This window comes from Mesorhizobium sp. USDA 4132, assembly GCF_056279545.1.
Map to the genome: position 1 here is coordinate 451,182 of NZ_JBWCCP010000002.1, position 25,459 is coordinate 476,640.

The 25,459-nt window shown below is 59.5% G+C and carries 20 protein-coding genes; 7 read left to right on the forward strand and 13 right to left on the reverse strand.

Annotation, left to right across the window (positions count from 1 at the left end; all coding sequences use genetic code 11):
- Positions 1–139: 139 nt before the first annotated feature.
- Positions 140–1,279, forward strand: coding sequence for a glycosyltransferase (locus tag ACZ9IU_RS24870; protein WP_040125435.1), 1,140 nt, complete (start codon positions 140–142; stop codon positions 1,277–1,279).
- A gap of 42 nt (positions 1,280–1,321) precedes the next feature.
- Entirely contained in the window at positions 1,322–2,251 is a 930-nt protein-coding gene (locus tag ACZ9IU_RS24875) for a glycoside hydrolase family 16 protein (RefSeq protein WP_040125433.1), read from the forward strand.
- A 22-nt stretch (positions 2,252–2,273) separates the two neighbouring features.
- Here ACZ9IU_RS24875 and ACZ9IU_RS24880 read toward each other — a convergent pair whose 3' ends face one another.
- Both ACZ9IU_RS24880 and ACZ9IU_RS24885 read right to left on the reverse strand, forming a co-directional pair.
- Positions 2,274–3,677: a hypothetical protein gene (locus tag ACZ9IU_RS24880; protein ID WP_040125431.1), complete on the reverse strand. Its 1,404-nt coding sequence runs from the start codon at positions 3,675–3,677 to the stop codon at positions 2,274–2,276.
- A 28-nt stretch (positions 3,678–3,705) separates the two neighbouring features.
- A complete protein-coding gene (locus tag ACZ9IU_RS24885) occupies positions 3,706–4,623 on the reverse strand; it encodes a sterol desaturase family protein (RefSeq protein WP_157885334.1) in 918 nt (305 codons plus the stop codon).
- A 766-nt stretch (positions 4,624–5,389) separates the two neighbouring features.
- On the opposite strand from ACZ9IU_RS24885, the gene ACZ9IU_RS24890 reads away from it, so the two are divergent.
- Complete coding sequence (locus ACZ9IU_RS24890; RefSeq protein WP_040125428.1) at positions 5,390–6,316, forward strand: ArsR/SmtB family transcription factor; 927 nt, start codon at positions 5,390–5,392, stop codon at positions 6,314–6,316.
- A gap of 40 nt (positions 6,317–6,356) precedes the next feature.
- On the opposite strand, the gene arfA is transcribed toward ACZ9IU_RS24890, so the two are convergent.
- The 7 genes from arfA to ACZ9IU_RS24925 all read right to left on the reverse strand — a co-directional run bounded on the left by arfA (position 6,357) and on the right by ACZ9IU_RS24925 (position 15,017).
- A complete protein-coding gene (gene arfA / locus ACZ9IU_RS24895; protein WP_405029304.1) occupies positions 6,357–7,904 on the reverse strand; it encodes an arabinosylfuranosidase ArfA in 1,548 nt (515 codons plus the stop codon).
- Positions 7,905–7,948: 44 nt separating this feature from the next.
- Positions 7,949–8,845, reverse strand: a complete 897-nt coding sequence (locus ACZ9IU_RS24900) for an ABC transporter ATP-binding protein (RefSeq protein ID WP_051900617.1) — start codon at positions 8,843–8,845, stop codon at positions 7,949–7,951.
- Positions 8,842–9,909: an ABC transporter ATP-binding protein gene (locus ACZ9IU_RS24905; protein WP_051900611.1), complete on the reverse strand. Its 1,068-nt coding sequence runs from the start codon at positions 9,907–9,909 to the stop codon at positions 8,842–8,844. The genes ACZ9IU_RS24900 and ACZ9IU_RS24905 overlap by 4 nt, the downstream gene beginning before the upstream one ends.
- The gene (locus ACZ9IU_RS24910) at positions 9,909–10,769 is read right to left on the reverse strand and encodes an ABC transporter permease (RefSeq protein WP_040125424.1); all 861 of its coding nucleotides are present in this window, start codon (positions 10,767–10,769) and stop codon (positions 9,909–9,911) included. Before ACZ9IU_RS24910 ends, ACZ9IU_RS24905 begins: the two co-directional genes overlap by 1 nt.
- Positions 10,766–11,773, reverse strand: a complete 1,008-nt coding sequence (locus ACZ9IU_RS24915) for an ABC transporter permease (protein ID WP_040125422.1) — start codon at positions 11,771–11,773, stop codon at positions 10,766–10,768. Before ACZ9IU_RS24915 ends, ACZ9IU_RS24910 begins: the two co-directional genes overlap by 4 nt.
- A gap of 64 nt (positions 11,774–11,837) precedes the next feature.
- On the reverse strand, positions 11,838–13,736 hold the full coding sequence (locus ACZ9IU_RS24920) for an ABC transporter substrate-binding protein (RefSeq protein WP_040125420.1): 1,899 nt from the start codon (positions 13,734–13,736) through the stop codon (positions 11,838–11,840).
- 249 nt (positions 13,737–13,985) lie between these two features.
- Complete coding sequence (locus tag ACZ9IU_RS24925) at positions 13,986–15,017, reverse strand: LacI family DNA-binding transcriptional regulator (protein ID WP_162182364.1); 1,032 nt, start codon at positions 15,015–15,017, stop codon at positions 13,986–13,988.
- Positions 15,018–15,195: 178 nt separating this feature from the next.
- Here ACZ9IU_RS24925 and ACZ9IU_RS24930 point away from each other — a divergent pair, with 178 nt between their 5' ends.
- The 4 genes from ACZ9IU_RS24930 to ACZ9IU_RS24945 all read left to right on the forward strand — a co-directional run bounded on the left by ACZ9IU_RS24930 (position 15,196) and on the right by ACZ9IU_RS24945 (position 21,411).
- A complete protein-coding gene (locus ACZ9IU_RS24930; RefSeq protein ID WP_162182363.1) occupies positions 15,196–17,580 on the forward strand; it encodes a CaiB/BaiF CoA transferase family protein in 2,385 nt (794 codons plus the stop codon).
- A 3-nt stretch (positions 17,581–17,583) separates the two neighbouring features.
- Positions 17,584–18,423: a hotdog family protein gene (locus tag ACZ9IU_RS24935; protein WP_040125417.1), complete on the forward strand. Its 840-nt coding sequence runs from the start codon at positions 17,584–17,586 to the stop codon at positions 18,421–18,423.
- A 244-nt stretch (positions 18,424–18,667) separates the two neighbouring features.
- Positions 18,668–19,780 (forward strand): mandelate racemase/muconate lactonizing enzyme family protein, encoded by a 1,113-nt coding sequence (locus ACZ9IU_RS24940; RefSeq protein ID WP_040125415.1) that lies wholly within the window; start codon positions 18,668–18,670, stop codon positions 19,778–19,780.
- Positions 19,781–19,815: 35 nt separating this feature from the next.
- Positions 19,816–21,411 carry an ABC transporter substrate-binding protein gene (locus ACZ9IU_RS24945; protein ID WP_157885333.1) on the forward strand — a complete coding sequence of 532 codons (1,596 nt, stop codon included), beginning with the start codon at positions 19,816–19,818 and terminating at the stop codon, positions 21,409–21,411.
- Between the two features lie 115 nt (positions 21,412–21,526).
- Here the strand turns inward: ACZ9IU_RS24945 and ACZ9IU_RS24950 are convergent, their stop codons facing one another.
- Genes ACZ9IU_RS24950 through ACZ9IU_RS24965 form a run of 4 tightly spaced genes read right to left on the reverse strand, consistent with a single transcriptional unit; the run spans position 21,527 to position 25,376 of the window.
- Positions 21,527–22,546 (reverse strand): ABC transporter ATP-binding protein, encoded by a 1,020-nt coding sequence (locus ACZ9IU_RS24950; RefSeq protein ID WP_040125411.1) that lies wholly within the window; start codon positions 22,544–22,546, stop codon positions 21,527–21,529.
- Positions 22,543–23,550, reverse strand: a complete 1,008-nt coding sequence (locus ACZ9IU_RS24955) for an ABC transporter ATP-binding protein (RefSeq protein WP_040125409.1) — start codon at positions 23,548–23,550, stop codon at positions 22,543–22,545. Before ACZ9IU_RS24955 ends, ACZ9IU_RS24950 begins: the two co-directional genes overlap by 4 nt.
- Positions 23,547–24,440 carry an ABC transporter permease gene (locus tag ACZ9IU_RS24960; RefSeq protein WP_040125407.1) on the reverse strand — a complete coding sequence of 298 codons (894 nt, stop codon included), beginning with the start codon at positions 24,438–24,440 and terminating at the stop codon, positions 23,547–23,549. Before ACZ9IU_RS24960 ends, ACZ9IU_RS24955 begins: the two co-directional genes overlap by 4 nt.
- Positions 24,441–25,376: an ABC transporter permease gene (locus ACZ9IU_RS24965; RefSeq protein ID WP_040125405.1), complete on the reverse strand. Its 936-nt coding sequence runs from the start codon at positions 25,374–25,376 to the stop codon at positions 24,441–24,443.
- Positions 25,377–25,459 lie beyond the last annotated feature (83 nt).

Genomic DNA, 25,459 nt, shown 5'->3' on the forward strand with positions numbered 1-25,459 from the left:
TATTGCGCTAGGCGGTGAAGAGTTTCTTTGTATTCCGCCAGTTTTAACTTAATGTTTCAGCAGGGATGTTTCCGACGTTTTTTGTAGGAGATTTTCCTTACTATACATGGTCTTCGGAAAATTCAAAGAGGTTAGGTATATGCAAATAGCAACCATGCCCTACTCCGAAAGACTTAGTGCCCATACACCTTTGAAGATCCTCTACGTCCAACCGGGTACGAGCGCTTTCGCCGGTATCGAAAGGGTCGTGGATACGATCTGCTCCGGCCTGACGGATCAGTACGGGAGCGACTTCGAAGTGGACGTCCTCTACACGTCGGTTCACAAAAATCGCCCGGAGGGCAGGAACTACACGATTATCGACCGCGTGGCTTCGAGCCGGATCGAGCTGATGCGCAACTTCCGGAAGGTCATTGCGAGCAAGGATTATGACCTTATCGTCGTGCCGCAGATCGAGCCGACGGTGATCTGCATGGCCTCCTGCATCGGCATCCGGCGCCGGTTTGCCGTCCATCTTCACGGCAATCCGAAGCTGGAGCGCAGCCACATCAAGGCCAAGATACTCTTCCTGTTGATGAAGACACTTTTCCTGCCGAAGATCGCCTCGGTTTTCGGAACCTCGCCGCGGCAGCTCACCTCATTCAATGTGATGTTCAAGAGCAAGCGCCCGCATTATTGGGTGCCGAACCCGGTGCGAAAGTTTGACCTTTCCGATGCCGGCCAAGCACGCGTCGACGATAACGTCACGTTCATCAATATCGGTCGCTTCTCCTTTCAGAAAGGCCAGGACATTCTTTTGGCCGCGTTTTCCGAGCTGAGGAAAAAACGCAGCAATGTCCTGCTGAAAATCGTCGGTTATGGAGACGGGGAGGCGGCCCTGCGCGCCGAGATCGACCGTCGCGGCCTCGCGGACGTGGTAAGCCTGGAGCATCATCCCGAAAATCCCCAGCCCGCGCTGGCGGCAAGTGACGTCTACGTCTCCACGTCCCGATGGGAGGGATGGTCGCTGGCAATCTGTGAAGCCTTGCGGTTCGGCCTGCCGGTCATCGCGACGGATTGCGAATTCGGCCCGAGCGACATCCTCGTCGACAGCAGGCTTGGCCTGCTCGTGCCGGTGGATCGTCTCCAGGAGCTCGTGAACGCGATGATCTATTATTGCGACAATCTGCGTGCCGAGCAGGCCCACGCCGGCTTCCGGCAGGAGTTCATTGACTGCTACAGCCCGGAGCGGGTGCTTGAGGTGCATGCCAACGCGTTGCGGCGTGCGGCAGCGGCATAGGTCTTTGCGGGCCAGCCTGAATGAAACGACGTGAGGTGGATCATGACGACGTTATTGTCCCGCCGCTCATTCGCCGTCGGCGCCCTGGCCTCGGCGGGCCTCGCCGGCGGTCTCGTTTGGCGGTCGGCGGCATCTGCGCGCCTGGAAGACCCCACCAGCGGGCGAGCCCTGATATTCGAGGACAATTTCACCAGGCTCGATTGGTCGACCTGGAGCGCCGGTCCGAAGCCGACGACCTCCGATCCGGGCTTTTACGGCCGTTCGGCTTTCGCGAGAGATCGCGGCGAAGAGGGGTTCAACCCCTATGCGATCGTCGACGACCCGAACGCGAGCGATGGCAAGGCGTTGGAAGTGGCCGCAAAACACATCGGACAGCCGATGAAGGTCCCCAATTATTACGGCAACGACCTCGCCGAATTTCAGTGGATATCGGGCAATATTCAGACGGCCAAGCGCGACGGCACGGTCCTCAAAGGCTGGCGGCGCGGCTATTTCGAGGCGCGGATGCTGTTTCCGAGACACCCGCTGAGCTGGCCGGCTTTCTGGATGATGAACGGACGCAGCATCCTTCGTCCTCAGACGAGCATCGAAATCGACGTCGTCGAGCACAAGGGCTGGGAGCCGACGCTCTACGGGGCCTATCTGCACGAATGGGGGCAACCCGGCGAGCATAATGAAGGAACCGGCGTGCCCACTCCAATCGACATGACCGCCGGTTATTGCCGATACGGGGTGCTGGTCACCGACACCGAATGCACCATCTATTTCGAGCGGCAGCCCATCGTTGATACCAAGACCGGAATGCCGGCGGTCTGGACGATCAACCGCTCCGCGCAACTCGATGCCGATCAGGACGTGTTCTGGCCGGTCCTCACGCTTGCCTTGCGTTCGGATGTCCCTTATCCGCAGCCGCTCTTGCCCGCGGACACGCTCACCCGCATGCGGGTCGATTATTTCCGGGTCTATGCCTGACGGACAAGCTTTCGGTGCGCAATCAACTCACCTTTGCCGTCATGTAGCGGGTCGATGGAGCGGTCAGCGTTTCGCCATCCGGCTCGGCGCTCGAAAGGCCAGCCAGGATGAAGAACACAAGGCCGAGATCGACGGTCGGTCCCGCAACCATGGCCCCGATCATCAGGCAGGCGCAGCCGTTGCGCGCGGCAAGCCGGATATCCGAGGTGAAGGTGCGCGGCGTCCCGCGCCGTTTCGAGAATGCCGAAATCGCAAAGAGCGAAAACATGATCGTTCCGGGTATTCCCACATTGGAGAGCAGAGCGAACAGGAAGCTCGACGTGCGGGAGGTACCGAGGCCAACCCCGAGACCGTAGGAATCGAGAAAATTCTGGTATCCATAGGTGTTCCAGGAGCCGCGTTCGACCGCGGAAGACGAGGTGGACTTGCTGAAGATGAGCAGGTCAAAATAGTCGTAGAGCTGCCGGAAAAGCGCATCGTTGAGGGCAATCACCAAAGCGACGAGACAAATCAGCGGCAGTGTAAACAGCACGATCGCCGAACTGTTCCGGGTTCCGGATTGCCCGCCGGAACGGAAGAAGGCGGTGATATACAGGATCACGAAACATAGCGGCAAAGCCAACAGGCCCGCCGACGACGTGGACCGTATCACCAGCAGGGTCGTGACAAGGAAAAGTGCGCCGCTCCATCTCAGGTCGCGCCCGCAGAGCCACAGCGTGCCGGTAAACCCGACTGAGGCGAGGCTGATGCCGGCAAATGCCGACGCCTCCGGCCATGAGCCGACGATACGCTTGACACCGGCGACGACGTCATCATCGTGAAATGTGTATTGCGCGTTGCGGATGTAGAGAAAGACGTCCTGAGCCCCAGTGCCATAGGTCGCGATGTCGAGCAGGGCAAAGAAGGCATTCGCGCCGGCGAATACCAGAACCCCGACGGTAATCGCCCTGAAGCCGGCCATGGTGGATCCGATTGCCAGGATCAGGACATAGGCAAGAAGATCTGCGGAAACGTAGACCGCCTGGGTAAAATTGCTGGAGACCGGCCCCAAAGGCACAGTGCGGCCGGTGGATGGATATTCGGAAACGCCGAGCGGGATGATGTCCGTCATGCGGGCAAACAGGCGCGGCGCGAAAAAACCCAACGCTGTTCCGTAGATCAGCAGACACGCCAGCCAGAATCCGGGCTTGGGGAAGGACAGTGCCTTGAGCGCGATGTTGAACTTGTCTCGATAGGTCAGGACGCTGAGGGCAAGGAATGCGAGAAAAAGGTGCGCCGGCTGGATGTTTGCGGATCCGATCAGGATCGCGGCTGCGGCACCGAAAACGGAAAGGCCGATGAACACGACGATGCTCGTATGGTATCCTGCAAACAGGCAATAGAGCCCCAGAACGAGCGTGAATATTCCGATGGGCTCCAAACTCATGCGCGATACCTGTCGTTGCCAGCGCCCATCAGCCGATCGTTCCGCTATTTGATGCCGGCGAAGGAGATCGTGGGCCGATGGCGGCCGGAGCCGAACCGGCCGTATCGGCGCCTTGCTCCGCCCTCTTCTGCGTTTCGATGATGAAAGTCGGCGTGTCCCTTTTGGCGCCAGGCTTGGCACGGGCGTCGGGGCGCACCTGCGCGACAATCGCCTTCCAGCTCCTCAGGACCGGATCGAAATAGGCTCCCTTGAACGTATTGAATTTCTGCAATGAGGCGTCGCTGTAGCCGGAGATGCCGAACACCGCCTTTTCTCCCCTTTCAGGCCGGTAGCCGGTTCCAAACATCCAGTCGAAGATCGAAAGGTTGGTTCCGAAATTTTTGTCCCAATGGCGCTCGACCTTGCTGTGGTGGATCTGGTGCATGTGGGGGCTGATCAGGAATCGGTCGAACCAACCCAGACTGACCGGAATATGCGAGTGCTTGAGGGGATCGAGCGTCCAGATGGTGAATATCTTGCTCGCCACGGCCCGCAGGGCGACGGCTTCGACGAGGCTGATGCCGAACAGGAACATGAACAGCCCGGCAAATGTGCCGGTGATCACACCGGCGGCGATCCCACCATAGACCAGCGGGAACGAGTGGCCGCGCTTGGATGTCAGGGGGTTGAGGAAGTCGGCCGAGTGATGGACTTTATGCAGCTCCCACAGGGCGGGCACCTTGTGTTCGAGGTAATGCACCAGATAATCGGCGAACTCGGCGGCAATCAGCATCACGATCGTGCACGAGAACGTCACGACGTAATTGATACCCAGCGGCGAAAAATCTGCAAAGACGGATTGCAGGCCAAAATCCGTCGCGCTGGATACCAGAGCCGTGACCGCGAGCCCTGGGGCGACGAAAACGAGATCCGTCAGCTTTCTCCAGACATAGATGATGACATCCATGTGGAAACTCTTCGATGTGAGCACATTGAAAGGCACGCAGTGTTCGAACATTTCCCTGAATGAAAAGTCCGAGCGGTCTCTCCACAGCAGGAAGAAGAAGCTCAGCAAGCCCGCCCCGAAGAAAATCCCCCACGTGACGGCGAACTGCGGAAAATTCAGAAAATATGCCTGTAGATTTTCCATCGTGATCCCTTTCACTCGTTGCGTGGAGCCGAACGTGCTTCACGTCAGGACGCATTGGGGGACTGTGTATGGTCGCTATGGGTGGCAAGGCATGCAACGCAGCGACGAACTGCCGGACGATCCGTTCCAAGGCTCGTGCCCTATCCGCCCCAAGGCTCGAGCCTTCGCCATGCTTCGTAAGTTACGGCAAAACCCAAGGTCGGTCGTTTTCCGAGCCGAGCCCTAGGTTATCTCCGTATCGCCGGTGGATCGTATCGCGTTGAGCCGTCCTGGCAACAGGATCAAAAGGTTTAAGCCTTGAGCGGCTTTCCATGGGTTTCTTGGGCAAATGGCAGACGATCCTGCCGGCGGTCTGCGGAAGCCAGCCTGTCCATCCTCCGAAAGGCGTATTTTGCAGAATTGCGGAAGGATCGGCTACTTTCGCGCGATCGGGAACAGTGGTTCTGTGAAGCTACTCGGGCTGGCGTCTGTAAAACGCCTAGATCATCCGCTGACCAAGAGTATCGCCCGGTCTTCGAAAAATTTGCTCTTAGTAAATCAAAATCTCTGATACAAAGGGAGGGCAACTGCATGATCATGAAGCATGAAGCCCAATTTTCTCACCGTCTCGGCCAATACCGGCAGCTTGGTTCTCAAGGGCCTGGCTTCACCTATTCGGGTCAACATTCTTCAGCTCCTCCATGATCGCGGCAAGCTCAACGTCAATGAAATCAGCGCGGCCTTGTCGCTGCCGCAGTCGACGGTTGCCGTGAACATTCTGACCCTTGAAGAGGCCGGTCTCATCGAGACCTATTCTGTCAAGGCGACCAAGGGCAATCAGAAGGTCTGCAGCGCCAAATACGACGAAATCATCGTTCGTTTCGATACCGCCGAGAAAGCAACGAGAAACAACCAGATCGAAGTTGCGATGCCTCTGGGCCTCTACACGAGCTGCGAAGTTTCCGCGCCCTGCGGACTTTGCTCGCCAGACGGCGTCATCGGGCTGCTGGATGTTCCAGATTTCTTCCTCGATCCCGGCCGGGTGCAAGCGGCATTGATCTGGTTCGGCCGCGGCAATGTCGAATACAAATTTCCGAACAATGCCAAGCTTGTTAACTCGGCGGTCGAGGCCATCGAATTTTCGATGGAACTTTCGTCGGAAGTGCCCGGCACGAACGTCAACTGGCCTTCCGACATAACGCTGTGGATCAACGAGCATCGCATCGGGACCTGGACGTCACCCGGTGACTATGGCGACAAGCGTGGGGTCTATACGCCTCACTGGTGGAAGCTTGAAGGCTCTCAATACGGCAAGCTGAAGACTTGGCGCGTCACCAAGCAGGGATCATTTATCGACGGCGTATCGATCTCCAATATCACTATCGGCGACATCGGTTTGGCCGAGCATCATTCGATCAGGATGAAAATCGGCATAGAAGAGAACGCCCCCCATCCGGGGGGCATCAACATCTTCGGTCGCGGCTTCGGCAACTACGACCAGGACATCATCATGCGGCTCTATCTTGCCTGACGGCGGATGGGGCCTGTACGGGCCGTCTTCGACTTCGGCTTCACAGGGAAGCGCTGAACCGAACGACGCTCCATGACGCCGGAGGGACGGTGATCGTGACACTGTCACTCGTCACCTCTATGTCCTTCAGATCGCGAGGCGCCACGGTGTTCGGCGCATTTTTGGTGTTGCTCGCCTTGAGATCATGGTGATGCAGCGAATGTGCTCGCTGCAGCTTTAGCCCGCCGAAGCCGGTTGCCGCGATATCAACCTGCATATCGTCGGAAAGATGCCGGTTCAGGATGAAGAGGGTGACCGTCTTGTTCTCTTCCGAATGCACCGCCGAGAACTTGAGGTACGGAACCGAGTCGATCTTGTCGTACAGGTCTTCCGTGTGAGTGGGGTCGTAGTAGCGGGTGGCATAGGTCGGCGTATCGACGCGGGTTCTGAGGACGCTGCCCCTGCCGAGATTGCTGAAGTCCGAGAAGGGCCAAAAGATCGTTTGCCGCCAGGCCGGTCCACCGGTTTCCGTCATGATGGGGGCGATGGCGTTTACGAGTTGGGCGAGGCATCCGGCCTTGACGCGATCGGCGTGATTGAGGAGTGAGATGCATGCGCCGCCGAAGGCAAGCGCATCCTGCATGTCGTATTCCTCCTCCAGGATGGGTGGGGCGACGGGCCAGCCTTCCTTCACGCGGTTATGTTCGCCGCGCCGAGTGCGATACCAGACGTTCCATTCATCGAAGCTCAGCATGATGCGCTTGTGGGAGCGACGTCGCGCCGCGACGGCATCGGCAATCGAAACCACCTCTTCGATAAAGCTGTCCATCAGGTCGGGACTTGCCAGGAACGATGGCGTGTCGTCGGCATAGTTGTTGAGATAGGTGTGCAGCGATATGAACTCGACGTGATCGAACGTGTGCTCGAGGACGATCCTCTCCCATTCGCCATAGGTCGCCATTTTTCGTCCGGAGGATCCGCAGGCCGCCAGTTCGATGGTTGGATCGGTCATCCGCATCATCTTTGCGGTTTCCACCGCGATGCGGCCGTATTCGTCGGCCGTTTTCGCCCCCATCTGCCAGCCGCCGTCCATTTCGTTGCCCAGGCACCAGAATTTGATGTCGTGCGGTTTTTCCCAGCCGTGCTGTTTCCGAAGCTCAGAAAGATGGGTGCCGGAAGGATGGTTGCAGTATTCGAGCAGATGGCGGGCTTCGTCTGGCCCGCGCGTGCCGAGGTTGACGGCCAACATCGGTTCGATACCGGCCACCCGGCACCAGTCCATGAATTCGTTGGTTCCGAAATGATTGGTGTCGACGGATTTCCATGCCAGGTCGAGGCGGCGCGGGCGCTGCTCCACCGGCCCCACTCCATCCTCCCAATTATAACCGGAAACGAAGTTGCCGCCGGGGTAACGCATGATGGTGGGATTGAGCTCGCGCACGAGCTCCAGAACATCCCGCCTGAACCCCTTTTCGTCGGCCGTCGGATGGCCGGGCTCGAAAATACCGCCATAGACGCAGCGGCCAAGATGTTCGACAAACGCGCCGAACAGGCGGTTGTCGGTGTCACCAATGATAAAGTCCCGGTCGAACCGGGCTTGGGCCTTGATCATCTCTCAAATCTCACTTTGCTTCAGGAAACGGTAATTCGCCGCTAATGCGACTGCAGCTCTGTCTCTTCGATCGACGAATCCGGCGATGCGCGCGCTTGCTGAGATGCGGCGCTGTCGCCGGTCAGCACGCCGCGACCGTTCGGGTCGGGAGACAGGATGGCGGACTTCAGGAGCTGCGAGTACGGATGCTGGGGGTTATCAAGGACCGAGCGTGCGTCGCCGCTTTCGACGATTTCACCCTTGCGCATGATGATGATCCTGTCGCTCACGTAATAGGCCGTCGCAAGATCGTGCGTGATGTAGATGATCGAAACCTTGAGGTCATCGCGCAGTGCACGAAACAGATTGACGATCGACATTCTCAGCGAGGCATCGACCATCGAAACCGGCTCGTCGGCGACAAGCATCGAAGGGCCGGGGATCAGCGCCCGGGCAATCGCCACCCGCTGGAGCTGACCACCGGAGAGCTCGTGAGGAAACCGCCCGCGCACTTCGGCAATCGAAAGGCCGACATTGTTCAGCGCCTTGTCGGCCACGGCTTCCAGCTGTGCGGATGAACGGGCGTCGGTGAAGTTTCTTGCCGTCATGAACAGATAGCGATCGACGCGTTTCAAGGGATTGAACGCCTCGAAGGGATTCTGGAAGATCGGCTGGACCTCTTTCATGAACCTTCGCCGCGCTCCGGTCCCGCGGATCGAAACCAGGTCGCGGCCCTTGAAAAAGATCGTCCCGGCGCTTGGCCGGACCATGTTGAGGATCATCCTTGCGAGCGTCGTCTTGCCGCTTCCGGATTCGCCGATGATCGTGAAGACTTGAGGTTCATCGCCCTCCAGGCAGAACGATACATTGTCGACGGCCCGGAATTCCTGGCGGCCAAGCAGGCCTCCTCGTTTGTAGAGCCTGGAGACGCCGTCGAGCTGCAGAAGAGGAGCCGTCATCGCTCGGTCTCCAATTCCTCGGGCTGGTTCGGCTTCTCGTCAGGTGTTGGCAGGACGTCCGAACTCGCCGCGAAACATGCCACCCTATGATCTTCCGCGAGGGTGGTAAGGGCGGGGTTCTTGTGTCGGCAGATCTCCATCGCCAGTGGACATCGCGGATGGAAACGGCACCCTTTCGGAGGATCGGCCAGGTTCGGCGGGGTTCCATGAAGCCCATCGCGTGTATGTCTGTCGCCGATCGTCGGCAAGCTGGCGATCAGATGGGCCGTATACGGATGCAAGGGATTGGCAAAAACGTCAGCGGTTCGCCCTTCTTCGACAAGACGGCCGGCATACATGATGCCGAGCCTGTCCGTGATGTTTGCATGAACAGTCAGGTCGTGGGTAACGAAGATCATTGACGAGCTGAATTCATGCTGTGTTTCCCGGATCATCGCCAGGACGTCTTTCTGGACGACGACATCGAGCGCGGTCGTTGGTTCGTCGGCGATGATGAATTCCGGCCTGCAAAGCGTAGCGAGGGCAATGCAAACGCGCTGCCGCATCCCGCCCGAGAGTTCGTGCGGATAGGACCGGAGTATCTCGGGAGGAAGGCGCAGCCGCTCCAGATGGCGCCGCACCTCCTGGTCGAATTCGGCGCGTGGCAAATGCATGTGCCGGAACGCGAAGTCCTCAAACGTCTTGTGAACGCGACGAACGGGATTGAGCACGTTCATCGACCCTTGCAGGATGTAGGAGAGGTGGCGCCAGCGAATGGCTGCACGTCGTGCCGGGGGCAGTGCATAGAGATCATCGTCGATGAAGCTGTATTTCACGTGCCCGCCAACAATTTCCAACGGGGGCCTGATCGCAGCCGCGATCGCTTTGATGAACGTGGTCTTGCCGCAACTGGATTCGCCCGCAATGCCATAGATCTCGTGCTTGCGCACATGCATCGAGATCCCGTCGACAGCTCTTACTTCGCGGTCGATCCCGAAATATTTCATCCGGTAGTAGGCGCGGAGATTACTCGTTTCCAGGACGTGCGCGTGTCCGTTGCCGGCTGAGACGGGGATCTGCGTCATCAGGAATTCCCCATCCGATCGAGCCGGCTGCGCGGATCGATGTATTCATTCATCGAGATGGCCAGAAGGAAGAGGCCGATGAACGTCAACGTCACGAAGAGGGTGGGAAAGAAGTACCACCACCAGACTCCGGACACCATTGCACTGTGCTGGTTGGCCCAGAAGATCATGCCGCCGACGGTCGGTGTGTCGACATCGGTAAAGCCCAGGACTGCAAGCGTGACTTCGAGCCCGATCGACCAGTTCATGTTATTCATGAAAGTCGAGAAGACGATCGGCAGCACATAGGGCAGATGTTCCTGCGTGACGATCCTCGGCATCGACATGCCGGAAAAAACGCTGGTGTTGGTGAATTCACGGGTTCTGAGGCTTATCATGACCGATCGAATAAGCCGCGCATCATAGGCCCATCCGAGGCCCGCCATGACGAGTGCCAGCACGAGCCAGGTCATGTCGTCACGCAACACGAAATAGAGCAGGACCAGAAGCGGGAACAGTGGAATGACGATAAACGTGTCGTTGATCGACATCAGGATGCGATCGACGATCCCGCCGACATAACCGGAGATCAGTCCGATCGTCAGGGAGAGTATGCGACTGATGAGCGCTACGATGAAGCCGAAGGCGAGGGTATTGCGGATCGCAAAGGTCAGTTGCCAGAAGATGTCCTGACCGCGCGAATTGGTTCCGAATATATATTCCAGCGACGGTGGCGCATCCAAGGCCACAACGTAGGAGTCGATCGGTTCGTATGGCGAGAAAAAGGAAGCTACGGCAAGGCCGAGGATGATCGCCATGATCACGCATCCGATTGCGAACTCGCCGTTATAGCGGAACAGGTCTCTCAGGACGGCAATCATTGGCTCACCTGTACGCGCGGGTCGATCAGCGGATAGATGATGTCGATGATGAAGACGGCCGCCGAAACTGCGATGATGGCAATCGAGGTGATGCCCAAAACGAGCGAATAATCGGCAGCATGGACGGCCTCAACCAGAAGGCGGCCGATCCCCGGATATCCGAAGACCTGTTCGGTGATCACCGCGCCGTTGAAGATCGCGCCGATTGACATTGCAAGGCCAGTGATCTGCGGCAGGAATGCATTGCGCATGACGTAGGACGTTACGAGCTTTTTGTCCGGTACGCCGGCGAGCGCAGCATAGGTGACGTAGTCGTCGGTCACGATATTCGAGACCAGCGCCCGCATTCCCATGAACCAGCTTCCGACACCGACAAGGATGAGGGAGAGCGAAGGCAGAATGGAGTGGATCAGGACACTGCCCACGAATTGGGGCGTCCAGCCAGTCCGAAGGTTCATCTCGTAGCCGCCGCTGCTCGGCAGGATCGGCAAGAGGAATGTGAAGACGATCAACAGAACGAAGGCAACAATATAGTAGGGTACCGGATGGAGCCCCATCATGATCATGCCAAGGACCCGAAGGATGCGATTGCGGCTGTAGTAGCCTGCCAGTCCGCCAAGGACATTACCAATAAACCAGCTCAATATCGTCGACACTGTAAGCAGACCGATCGTCCATGGGATGGCTCTTCCAATCAATTCACTTACGGGCGTCGGAAATGCCGATAGCGAGGGGCCGAAGTCGAGCATGGCCAGTCGTCGCCAGAATATGAGATACTCCTCCCACAGATTGTCGCCGACGCCGTAGAGTTCCTTGAGGGACTGCCGAAGAAGTTCGATGGATTCGGGGCTGGAAAAGCCAAATGTACTCACTTGTGCGACGGCATGCTCGACCGGATCTATCGGCGTGAGATGCGTGATCAGAAACGTGATGCTGATGCCGACAAAAACGACCAGCGCGAACTGCAGGATGCGCTTGGCCACATAGATGGCGTAGGATCGCATTGATGCCTCGTATATCGGGATGAGGTCTCCGCCCGGTGCCTTGGAGGCTCCGGGCGGCAGTTTCTCACTTTGCCGGCTTGGTCGGCTTCAAATTGACCATCATATATTTAGTGTTGCCCCAGTTGGGGACCGGGTCCGTGTAAGGCTTTGTTGCGAGGCTTGGGAAGCCGGTCCAGTACGTCGTGTCCATGGTCGTGAAGACGTTGTAGGCCATGAGCGGAATGATCGGCATCTCTTCGGTGGCCAACTTCAGATAGTCGAGACCGAGCTCGACCCCGCGCGGATCGTCGAAGTCGATGGTGCGGATCTCCTCGATGATCTTGTCCAGCCTCGGTTCAGCCCATCGTTGCCAGTTTCTCGGTGGTTGCACCTTGCCGACGTCGACGACAAACTGGGAATGCCAGCTGTCGAGGAAGAACGACAGGTCCGGGTGACCGCCCCAGGTCTCGACGCTCCAGCCTATGAAGGTGTCGAAGTCGCCGACACCTCGCCGGTCAATCATCGTTCCCTGGGCGACGTCGATAACCGCATCGATGCCAAAACGCCGCCATTGCTGCGCGATGATCGATCCGGCACGCGTCATGACCGGCCGGAGATCGCCTTCGACCATGACCTTTACGGAAAACGGCTGCCCGTTCGGCTGGAACCAGCGCTCGCCCTGTTTGGTGAAGCCGGCTTTCTGGAGAAGTTCGGTTGCCGCCTCCGGATCAGGTTTCCACCATCCCTTGCCAAACGCGGTGGCAATATCTGCCGGGTCCGATGGTATCTGGTCCTTGAGGGACGGGCGCAGCATGTCTGCGATCTGCTTGCCCGTCGTCGGGTCGTAGGGCTTGATCTTCCGCTTGCCCGTGTCGAGTTCGAAACCCGTCAGCCACTGCTCCATCGGTTCGAAATAGTATTTCGGATAAAGACCGGTGGGCGGCACGCCGATTGCGGAGATGGTGGCGGCGCCTCGATAGGAAGCCATGCTGACAGCCTTGATGTCGATCAGCAGCGCCAGCGCCCAGCGGACGTCCTTGTTCTGGAATTTTTCCAGCCGATGGTTGAAGATGACCGCAGGCAGGGTCGGGTCAGGATGCGCATAGGGAAACCCCTTGAACCAGCTGACCGAGGACGGCGAATCCTTGGCAAGCGTGAACATGCCTTCGGGGGACAGGTCGTGGATGACGTCGAGGCGATGATTGAGCTGCTCGATAACCCGTTTTTCGGGTGGTCCCGGGTCAATATAGGCTAGGTAGCCAGGGCCAGGTTCACCGAACCGGGCGACCGTGGTCCGCTTCCAATCCTCGCGTTTCTTCCAGATGAACCACTTGCCGCCGCGGTCGAAATTGTGGAGCGTATAGGCACCGAGCCCAACCGGCGGGTTGAAGTCGAACTTGAGAACGTCGCCGACTTTCTCAAAGACGTGCTTCGGCATCATCCACATGGCGTTCCAGCGAACCGTGAACAGTGCATGGAAGCGCGAATTGGGCTTTTTGAGCTTGAAGAGCACTTCTGTCGGGCTCTTCTTCTCGATCGCCGCGACGTTGATCTGAACCGGTGCACTCCAGCGCAGGCCGCTGGTCTTCATGTGGGTCTCGATCGTGAACACCACGTCGTCCGCAGTGAACTCCACGCCGTCGCTCCAGAAGATGCCGGAGCGGAGCTTCACGGTCATCTCCGTGAAATTCTTGTTATAGATCGGCTTTTCTGTTGCGAGCGAATTGTCCCAGACACCATCGACACCGTGGTCGGGATCGATGTACCAGAAGGTGTCCATCATGTTCTGGTGGAGACCCGTCGTCTGCCCGCCGGCATTGATGGCCCAAATGTTAAACCATCCGGCGTTTTTGATCGTTCCTTCAGGGTTTTCGAGAATCAGCAGCTGTTCTCGGGGTAAATCGTTGCTTGGCACTTGCCCAAGCGCCGGCCTGGTCGCGAGAAATGTCCCCGCGAGCCACATAAATGTCCTTCTCGAAAGCATGCCGTATTCCTCCCAGTTTCCAGCGTGCTGATCGGCTACCCGACTAAACGAATACTGCCTGGGCGGTGCGGAAAGTCAACCGTTTTCGTGATTTGTATCAAGTTTCGTGATATATTCGGTCGTCCGCCGATGAGCTCGAGACCCGGGAGTTGGCTCGCGAGCGTGGTACGCTGTGCAAAAATCGGCTGCCCCCGACTGTCGGTCGCTGGTTACCTTCGGCGATGCCGCGAGGTCTGTCGCCGACTATTCTTATGAAACGCCGGTCGAACCCCGCTTGATGAGCTCGCCGGAAATGCGGCGGATGACCGGCGGTTGGCCCGGAGCGCATGAACCGTTCTCCAGCATCGTCACCGCCACATCGACGATCGTATCGATCGGCTGACGGAACGTAGTTAGATCGTAATGCGGCCAGGCGGCCATGCTTATATCGTCGAAGCCTGCGACAGCGATATCTTCGGGCACGCGTACACCGCTTTCCTTAAGCGCGTCGAGGCCACCGGCCGCAAGTATGTCGTTGGCAAAAAAGATCGCGTCAGTTTCTCCTCGCGCAAGAATGTCGAGTGCAGCGGACCTTCCGGCATAGTAGCTGTATTCATTGCCATCGATCAGGGCGGAAAGCGTCATGCCATGCTCGGCGACGCGGGTGATAAAGGCGTTCTGCCGCTCCCGATTGGTTGTTGTGTGCGAAAGGCCTGCGACATAGGCGACGCGACGGCGGCCGATAGCATGAAAATGGTCGGCGATGGCCCGCGCACCCTCGGCATTGTTGCAGATCACACAACTGAGTTCGGTGTCTTCCGCCACGCGGTTGATCAGGATCGCGGCCCTGCCGTCGGTTGCCCATTGCAGCGTCGGGCCGGACAGGATGGTCGCGGAGATGATGATGACCGCATCGACATTGTAGCGCCTCAGCGCCGAAAGCTGCTCCTCGAGATCGGTGCCCCTGGTGATGTTGAACATCAGGCTCTGCAGCCCGATGCGCTGCAGGGCGCGCGATAGCTGCTCGATCAGCGCCGGATAGAACGGGTTCTGCATATCGGAGATGACGATGCCGACGATATTCGTGCGGCTCTTCGACAGCATGCTTGCAATCGCATTGGGATGGTAATCCACGTTCTCGGCAAAACGGACGATCTTTTCCCGTAACTCGGGGGCGATGCTCGCGCCCGGCGTAAAGGCGCGTGAGACCGCCGATTGGCTGACGCCGAGCATGCGGGCGAGTTCACGCGCCGTCATCGGCTTGCGTCTGCTTTTTTCGCTGGCGGTCTCATTCCTGCTCAATGACGGCTCCCCTTGGTTTGGCTGCAACCGATGCGCGCTTCTCACTATGCCTCAAACAGCCGGCCATCAATATGAAAAATTGAGACAGTTCCAGATCTTGCATCCGTATGCAACGCGCGTTAGGTTCGGCATCGTTCGGGAGAACACCCGACCAGACAATCGGATGGTGGAGACGCGGATGTCCAAAGCCCTGGACGGCCTGCGGGTCGTCGATTTTTCGGATACCCTGGCGGGACAGTTTTGCGCGCGGCTGCTGGCGGATTTCGGCGCAGAGGTAATGCTGATCGAACCTCCGGAAGGCTCACCTATCCGGCATATGCCGCCGTTTTCCTTGACCGATCCGACCCTCTCGCTGCGATTTTGGCATCTGAACACCGGCAAAAATTCCGTCGTCATCGATCGGACAGGCACTGGTGGGCAGGAGGTGTTGGACGCCATGCTTTGCGGGGCGGACATCGCCATCCTGCCGGAGGATTTCGATCCTGAGAAGGTCATGCGCCTCAATCCCGCCTGCATCGCGGTCTGTGTCACCGCCTTTGGTTGCGACGGGCCGCTGAAGGAGTGGCGCGCGCCGGAGATCGTTCTTCAGGCCCTGTCCGGGATGATGAACAACAATGGCGCCTACGGGCGGGAACCTCTCTATGGCGTCGGCGAGCGTGCATCCTTTGCCGCAGGGCAGGCGGCCTATATCGGCATCATGACGGCGTTGCACGAACGCCATTCCAGCGGTCTCGGCCAGATCGTGGCGATCGATGCCGCCGAAACCGCTGCGGCCATGTGTTTCCCTTATGTCATGCGTCACATCTATAACGGTTCGATCCATACGAGGCAGGACCAGACGATCCCGGCAGGGCAAGTGAAGTGCCGCGATGGTTGGGTTTGCATCTGGATCTACAATCACCGTTGGCGCGCGGTCTGCACCGCGCTCGATCTGCTCCCTCTGGAAACCGACCCGCGCTTTTCCGAACCCCAGGTGCGGCGGGCAAATTGGGATACCCTTTACGAGATCATCCAGGACAAGGTCGAGAACTGGTCTGCTGAGGACCTGGTGGATCGGCTGCAGAAAGCCCAGGTCATTGCCGCAAAAGCCTATCGTCCATCCGAGCAGATCCATAACCGTCACCTGAACGGCCGACACTATTGGGAAAAGGTCGAGGACCGGCTGATCCTTGGCCCGCCGTTCCGCTTGAGCGCCACGCCGCGCGTGGTCAGATCCGGCGCGCCCGCACTTGGGGAGCTGAAGATCGATCCTGCGGTCTGGGAGGCCAAAAGCCGGCAGCCGCGGCAATCGTCGCGATCTTCAAAAGTGCCGCCGCTCGATGGTCTGAGAGTGATTGAGATCACCACGGCCTGGGCGGGCCCGATGGCGGGCCGGGTCCTTGCCTATTTCGGTGCGCAGTCAATCCATGTGGAATCACCGAACCGGGTGAATTCCTGGCGGCTCAACAAGGAGAGGCCGAACCCGATTAATTTTCCGGATGGCGAACCGGGCGCCCGCCCGTTCGACCGGTCCTTTCTCTTCAACTCCCAGAATGTCAACAAACTCTCCTGCATCCTCAACCTGAAGACGGAGGAGGGGCGCAGTACGCTGCGCCGGCTCGTCGCCGTCGCCGATATATTGATCTGCAATTTCAGGCCCGGCACGCTCGCAAAACTCGGGCTCGATTACGAAAGCCTCACAGCAATCAAGCCGGACATCATCGTTGCGGAGCTCCCTGCTTTCGGAGGCAGCGGCCCGATGTCGGGATACGCGGCGCTTGGCCCAACCATGGAGATGGCAACCGGCATGTCGGCAATGATGGCCTATCCGGGTGGGCAGCCGGAAAACAGCGGGCCTTCCTACCTCGATCCGATCGGCGGCTTCAACGCGGCTGCGGCGATCCTGACGGCGCTTCATTATCGGGACCGGACGGGCAGGGGCCAGTATGTCGAGGTGCCCCAGGTCGAAGCGGCGATGCAGTTCATCGGCGCGGAACTCCTGCTGGCGGCCGAGAGCGGGGTCGACCCCCTCCCGGATGGCAACCGCGTTGCGAACATGTCGCCGCATGACGCTTTTCCGGCAAGGGGCGAAGACCAATGGGTGGTCATCGCTGCCGAAAACCAGGCGCAATGGCAGGCGCTCTGTTCCGCCATCGGGCATCCTGGGCTCGCAACCGACCCACGGTTCTCCGATCTTGCGGCACGCAAGCGCCACGAAACGGAACTGACTGCGATACTGTCCGAGTGGACTGCTGTGCGAAACAAGCACGCGGTCGCAAGGCTTCTTCAATATGCCGGGGTCGCCGCCGCCCCGGTTGCCAATGCCGCCGATGTCGCCTCCAGCACCTATCTTGCCCATCGGGGGTTCTTCACGGAGCTTGATCATCCGGATGCCGGGCGGCATCGTCATCCGGGCCTGCCGATCCACCTCAGCCGGACGCCGGGCAGCCAGCGCCGCCCGGCCCCGCAGTTCGGCGGAGACAATCGGTATGTCCTCGAAGATATCCTCGCCCTGCCTGCCCTTGAAATCGCCCGCGTTTCGGCAGGCGATGTTATGGCCACGGTCCCTTTTCCGGATAGTTGATGGATGGATCAGGACGATATGCCCCCAGTTTTCCCCAGAGATCTGACTGTCGATATCAAGCTCGACAACGACCCGCGTTATATCGGCACGATCCACGATGATGCCGTCGCCCGGACGCGGGGTTACAAGGCTGCGCTCATTCCGGGGGCTTTCGTTTACGGTCACATAAGTCGCGTTGCACTGCAGGCCTGGGGAGAGGCTTGGACGAGACGCGGCGGCATGGGTGCACGCTTTCGCCGGCCCGTCTATAACGGCGATCGTCTCCTCATCCGTGCCGGAATCCTGGAGGGCGACGCAGCCATGCGCCGTGCGCAGGTTTTGGTGACCAACGAGGAGGGCGAAGAGGTGGCCAGCGGCTGGGTCGGCCTGCCTGACGAGGCTCCGGTCGTGCCCGATATATCGGCGTTTGCGCCCATTCCGAGACCGGCGGTTCCCTCGAAAGGCGACGTGGGAAGCCTCCGTCCGGGCATGTCACTGACCACGGCCAACCGGGTGCTGACCCAGGGTGATTTCGAGGCATCTCTGCGCGCTTTCGGAGAGGGCGAACCTTTCTACAAGCGTGAGGGCATCGTCCACTCCGGCTGCGCCATGCGTCTTGCGATGGGAGATGCGCATAATAGTTTCCGGTTTCCCTCGCCGGTCGTCTTGACGGAGATCGAGACCCAGCACTTTGCGCAGGTCAGGCCCGGCCAGCGGCTTGCAACGGTAGGGCAGGTCGCCCAGGTCTATCAGCGCAAGGGCAAGCATTATCTTGGGACCGAGGAATTCCTGCTGGCGGATGGGCTTCTCGTCGCGCGCTTTCGGCGCACCCAGATCTATGCCTATGACACTCCCGGCCCATGACTGCCTCAACCATATTTTTCGGAAAGCAGCGCTTGCATACGGATGCAAACTGCGCAATGCTGCAACGACGGAAGAGGGTGACGGCATCAAGTCGGTCACATGATCGATGCGGCCGGGGAGGGGCGTACGATGTCAGCGAACTGCATGTCGGCATCGGGCTAACGGCCATTATGGACGGACATGGCTCCTATCGAGATTTTGGGACCGGCTTCGACCGGGTGATTTCGTTTTAATGAGGTGCGCAGTGGCGACGGCGACGACGATCAAATCCATCGAGGCTTTCCAGGTTAGCTGGGAACCGAACGAGCCGCCGGGTCGCCGTAGCGCCATCGTCCGCGTGACGACCACCGACGGCATTGTCGGGCATGGAGAGGCCTCGCCGATGATGGGTGGCGAGCACTCGCTCGGGGTGGTTCGTGATTTTGCGTCTTCGCTGGTTGGCGTTGACGCTCTGGACCATGCGGTCCTCTACGACAAGCTGCTGCATAAATATGTGAAGCTTGGCCCGGAAGGGGCCGTCACCGGTGCGCTCGCGGCTCTCGATATTGCGCTCTGGGACATCAAGGGCAAATATTTCGGCCAGCCGGTCTTCAAGCTGCTCGGCGGTGGTTGGCGCACGGAAATACCGTTCTATGCCTCGATCGGGGGAAATGCCGGACGCACCGTCGACGAGACCGTGAAGGCGGTCGAGGCGCGCTGGAAATCCGAGACGCCCGCTGCCATCAAGATCCGCTGGGACGGCGACCGCACTCGGCAGGACTATGACATTCCGGGCGATATCGCCAAGGCCAAGGCAGTGCGCAAGCTGGTCGGCGACGATTTCCCGCTCGCCTTCGACGCCAACAATCAATATTCGGTCGGTGGAGCGATCCGGGTGGGCCGGGCTTTGGAGGAGCTCGGTTACCTCTGGTTCGAGGAACCGGTCCAACACTATAACGTGCGCGCGATGGGAGAGGTCGCGCAGCGTCTGGACATCACCGTGTCGGCGGCGGAGCAGACCTACACCACCCAGGCACTGATCGACATCATCAATGCCGGTGTCCGCATGGTGCAGCCGGACATCATCAAGATGGGCGGCATCACCGGGCTGATGCAATGTGCTGCGATCTGCTACGCATACGGCGTCGAACTGGTGCCGCATCAGACCCAGCCGACCATCGCACACGCTGCCAACCTGCACGTTCTGGCAACCATCATGCATCTGACGAAGCCGGCGGAATTCGCCGATCCGTCGACGCGCATGCATGGCGCGTTTGCCAATCCGCCAAAACCGTCAAATGGAAAATTCGAAGTTCCGAGCGGTCCGGGTCTCGGTCTGGTGATCCACGACGCCGAATTGGACAAACGGCGAAGCTGAAAAGCGAAGCTTGTCTTTGGGAGGAGATAATGAGCTTGAACAGAAGAGAATTTCTTGAACTGGCGGCAGCCGCCACGGCGCTGAGCGCGACGGGTATCCCCAGCACCGCCAATGCCCAGAAGAGCACCGATGTCATTCGCATCGGCATTGCTGCGGGCGGCCCCCGCACCAGCGACCCCAACTTCACCACACAGGGTTCCGACAACTGGGCGACGGAGCAGATGTACGAACAACTCGTCCGGCCGGAAGATGGCGATTTCGCCACGACGCCCGACAAGTACGTGCCGACGCTCGCGACCGAATGGAAATCGTCGTCGGACGCCAAGACCTGGACCTTCAAGCTGCGTCAGGGCGTGCAGTTCCACAAGGGTTACGGTGAGATGACGTCGGAGGATGTTGTCTTTTCCTACAAGCGCGCTATGGCCGATGGTACCAATAAGACCATCATGTCGAATGTCGCGGATGTGGTCGCCAAGGGGCCGTACGAGGTCGACGTCGTCCTGAAGACGCCGGACGTGAACCTGCTGGGTACGACGATCTTTTCCAACAATACATCGATCGTTTCGAAGAAAGCCTTCGACAAGATCGGTGCCGAGAAATTCATGACGGATGCGGTGGGAACCGGTCCCTATGAACTCACCCGTTTTGACAGCGAGTGGGGCGAAGCCATGAAGCGCCACGAGGGCTATTGGGGAACCAAGGCGAAGATCACCGGCGTCGAATGTGTTTTCATTGCCGATACCACTGCCCGGACACTGGCGCTTCTCTCCGGCAATGTCGACATGATCGAGGCCGTCCGCGCGCCTGGCTGGGTGGATTCCATGCTTCAGCGTGACCCGACCCTGCAATTCGACATGACGCAGCCGGGGTCGTTCAACACGCTCCACATCAACCTGAAACGCAAGCCTTTCGACAACATCAAGGTCCGCCAGGCGTTGATGTATGCGATCGACCGTCACGCTGTCGCCGACGCGCTGAAGCCGATGGGCGGGTTCATGGCCGGTCTGCAGCCGGACTTTTTCCCGGCCGGTTTCAAGACGGAGGACCTGCCGCCGGAATTGCAGTACAAGCCCGATCCGGCAAAGGCGAAGGCGCTGCTGGCGGAAGCGGGCTTCCCCAACGGCTTCGATTTCGACAGCAATTGCAGCCAGCGCGAAGACTATGCGTCGACGATGCTGATCGTGCAGGAACAGCTGCGCGGTGTTGGCATGCGCATGAACCTGAAGATCGGCGATCATACCGCCTATCACGCCGACAATCGCAGCGACAAGAATACGCTTGCGATGCACTCGTCCAGTTATCCGCCGATCCCGACTCAGCTCTATTTCCAGCAGCTTTCGTCGAAATCGGAAGCCAAGCCGGATGGCAAGGGCGGCGGTGCCTATAGCCACTACGGTGTGGTGATGCCGGGTATCGATGATCTGCTGAGCCAGGCCCTGCAGGCGACCGACTACAACACCTATCTCGAACTCTGCAAGAAGATCGAGCTGCAGGTCCTGCGAGATCTGCCGCTGATCGCGCTATCGAGCCTTTCCTTCACCGTGGCTCGCAACAAGCGCGTCAACCTCGGCTATCCGGTCAAGAGCGGTTACGCCCGCTGGCGTTTCCATCGCGCCACCAAGACCGCCTGACCTCGTCGATCGGGTTCCAAATCCGCCATCCCCCGCAAGCGCGTCGCACTTGCGGGGGATGGCTTTTTGCTGCTCGGAACATGACGGCAATCCTGAGGCTTGCCGTGACGCGCCGTCAGCCCGGGATGGCCGGAGACGGCCTGGTGAGCGGGATGGGAAACGGCTTTGCGAAATGACAGGCCGCCAATTGGCCCGGTGCGACTTCGCGCAGTGGCGGTCGCTCGATGCTGCAGATCTCCTGCCGGATCGGGCATCGGGTATGGAAACTGCAGCCCGGTGGCACGCGTTTGGGGCTCGGGACGTCGCCTTCCAGAATGATGCGCTTGCCCTTGCGTTCGGGATCCGGTTCAGGCGCTGCCGATAACAGCGCCTGCGTATAGGGATGCTGCGGCATCCCGTAGATCTGTTTCTTCGGTCCGATCTCGACGATCCGGCCAAGATACATGACCGCTACGCGATCGGCGATGTGGCGAACGACAGCAAGGTCATGGGCGATGAACAGGAAGGAGAAGTTCTTCTTCCTTTGAAGGTCCTGCATCAGGTTGATGATCTGCGCCTGGACGGAGACATCCAGAGCGGAGACGGGTTCGTCGGCCACAATGAATTTCGGATCGACCGCGATGGCGCGCGCGATGCCGATGCGCTGGCGCTGGCCGCCGGAAAACTGCCGCGGGTTGCGGTCCATGAAGCTCGGGGAAAGCCCCACCTGGTTCATCAGGTCTGCAACGCGTTCCCGCCGGTCGCGCCGGGACCTGACCAGGCCAAACACATCCAGCGGCTCGGCAATGATCTGGGCCACCGTGCGACGGGGGCTGAGCGAGCCGTAAGGGTCCTGAAAGATCATCTGCAGGTGGCGGCGCATGTCGCGCATCTGTGCAGGCGCCAGCCCGGTCAGCTCGGTATTGTCGAAATGGACCCTGCCGGCTGTGGGATCGATCAGCCGCAGCAGAAGGCGGCCGAGGGTGGATTTCCCGCAACCGGATTCGCCGACAAGCGCCAGCGTTTCGCTGTGATTGACCGAGAAGGAACAGCCGTCGACGGCACGCACCTCGTCGGACCGCTTCCCGAGGCTGAAGCCGAGGCCGGAACCGAACGTCTTGCCGAGGTCTTCGACGCGAAGGATGGGATCGGTCATTGCAGGGATGCCTCCTCCTTTTTTGCATCCGCCTGTCCGGCGGTCACCCAGCATGCCGCCCGTTGGTCCGGTCCGAAGGAGAACATCGGCGGCATTTCCCTGGCGCATTTTTCAATGCGCAAGGAACATCGCTCGTAGAAAGGACAGCCTGTCTTGATCGATCCGGCCAGCGGCACCGATCCCGGGATCTGGTAGAGACGATCGCGGTCGTCGTCGAGCCGCGGGATCGATTGCAACAATCCCCGCGTATAGGGGTGACTGGGCGTGCGGAAAATCGAAAGGACATCCGCTTCCTCGACAACCCTGCCGGCATACATCACCACCACCCGCTCGCAGACATCCGCAATAACGCCGAGATCGTGCGAAATCAGCAGCACCGCGGTGTTCAGCGTGCGACGCAGCTTGTGCATCAGGTCGAGAACCTGTGCCTGGATGGTTACGTCGAGCGCCGTCGTCGGTTCGTCGGCGATCAGTAGTTTCGGATTGCACGCCAATGCCATGGCGATCATCACGCGTTGACGCATTCCGCCGGAGAACTGATGCGGATAGGAATCCACGCGCCCGGCCGGATCCGGTATGCCGACCAGTCCCAGCATTTCGATGACACGCGCGCGCCTTTGCTCGCTGGTCATTGCTTCGTGGAGCATGACCGCCTCGCCGATCTGGTCGCCGATCTTCATGACCGGGTTCAGCGAACTCATCGGCTCCTGGAAGATCATCGCGATGTCCCGACCGCGGATTTCGGGCATTTTCGAGCGCGGGAGGTCGAGCAGGTTGACCCCGTTGAATTCGATACGGCCTTGCACGATGCGTCCCGGCGGTTCGGAGATCAGCCGCAGGATGGAGAGCGAGGTGATCGACTTGCCGGATCCGGATTCCCCGACGATTCCGACCGCCCCTCCGGGTGGGATTTCGAAACTCACGCCATCGACCACCCGGATCGGGTTGGCCTTCGGGCCGAATTCGACGGCAAGATTGTCGACCTTCAGGAGGGGCACCGTCATTCGGAGATCTCCGGATCGAGCACGTCTCGCACAACGTCGCCCAGAAGGTTGAACGAGAGGACGACGCAGGTGATAGCGAAGCCGGCGCCGATAATCGGCCATGGCGAACCGAAGAGATTGTTGAGGCCGTCGCGGATAATATTGCCCCAACTCGGGTTCGGCGGTTGGGTGCCGATGCCAAGGAAGCTCAGCGACGCCTCAAGGCGGATCGCGGAGGCGACCCAGAGCGTCATCAGGACCACGATCGGTGCTGCGATATTGGGAATGACGTGACGGAAGATGATGACCGGTGTGCGCAGGCCGATCGCCGTGGCCGCCTCGATATAGGGCTCCTGCTTGACCGCGAGCGTCGAAGCGCGCGCCACGCGGGCGAAGCCGGGAATGAAGGCGACGGTGATGACTGCTATGACGTTCCAGAAGCCGCCACCCAGCACCGCCGCAATCATGATGGCGAGCAGCAGTTCGGGAAAAGCCAGCAGCAGGTCGATCAGGCGCGAGATCACCCGATCGATAATGCCGCCGAAATACCCTGCGACGACGCCGAGGACAGTCCCGCAGATCGCCGCCAGTACCGGAGAAATCAGGCCGAAAATCAACGAATTGCGGGAGCCGTGGATCATTCTCGAGAGCACGTCGCGTCCGAACTGGTCGGTGCCGAGCCAGTTGCTGGCAGAGGGGAGCCGGTTGATCTTGAGGATACTCTGGGCAAGCGGATCATATGGCGCGAGGAGCGGCGCGAAGATCGCCACTACAATAAAGATCAGCACGACCATGAACGCTATGATGGTCGAGGGGCGCGAGAACAACGTATAGCCGATCTGGCTGAGCGGCTTCGGTTCCGGGGCAAGCAAGGGTGAGGAGAGCTGGGAGTTTTCGGTGGTGACGACCATTTACTGCACCCGGATTCTGGGATCGACGACGATGTAAACGAGATCCATCAGGAGGTTGATGAGCACGACAAACAGCGCGAAAATCACAACACCGCCCTGGATGACCGCGTAGTCACGTTCAGCAATAGCGCTGATGAGCAGCTTGCCGATCCCCGGCCGGTTGAAAACCAGTTCGATCGCGACCGACCCGGACAGGGTCGCAAGCATGCTGAGGCCGATACCTGTGGTGAGCGGAAGCATCGCATTGCGCAGGCCGTGCCGGTAGATGACCCGACGTTCCCGTGCGCCCTTGGCACGTGCGGTGCGAATATAGTCCTTGCCGAACACCTCCAGCAGGGAGGTTCGCGTCAGTCGTCCGATGAACGCGGCCTTGACCATGGCGAGCGTTAAGGCCGGCAGGAAGACGTGATGCATGCGGTCGACAAAACCTTCGCCGCCGCCATTGATCGGAAATAACCCCATGTTCAGTGAAAAGGTGATCAGCAGCAGGGCGCCGAGGTAAAAGTCCGGCACGGCATAGCCCAGTAGCGAGAAACCGCGAACGGCGGCGTCCGGTGCCTTGTTCCTGTGTGTCGCGGCCAGCACGCCGAGTGGAATCCCGACGCCGACCCCCATGATCATGGCGACGATCGTCAGCTCGATCGTGTAGGGCAGGTTATAGGCAATCAGCCTGAGCACCGACTGGTTGTTCATCAACGACGTGCCGAAGTCGAGCGTCAGCATCCCCCACAGGAAGCTGAAATATTGCATCCACAGCGGGGCGTTGAGCCCCATCCGCTCGCGGAAGATTTCCAGCTGTTCGGGTGTTGCCATGTCCCCCAGGGCCGCGATCGCCGGGTCGCCGGGCAAGATGCGCATGGCGATGAAGACGAGCGTCAGCACAAGCAGAACCGTGGGAATGGCATCGGCCAGTCTCAGCAGCAAATATCGCGCCATGGTGTGTTCCTCCTCCCTGGTCGCGGTTCCGATCCTGCCTCCTCGCATTCCGGAACACGCTATTTTCACGCAGCAAACCGCCG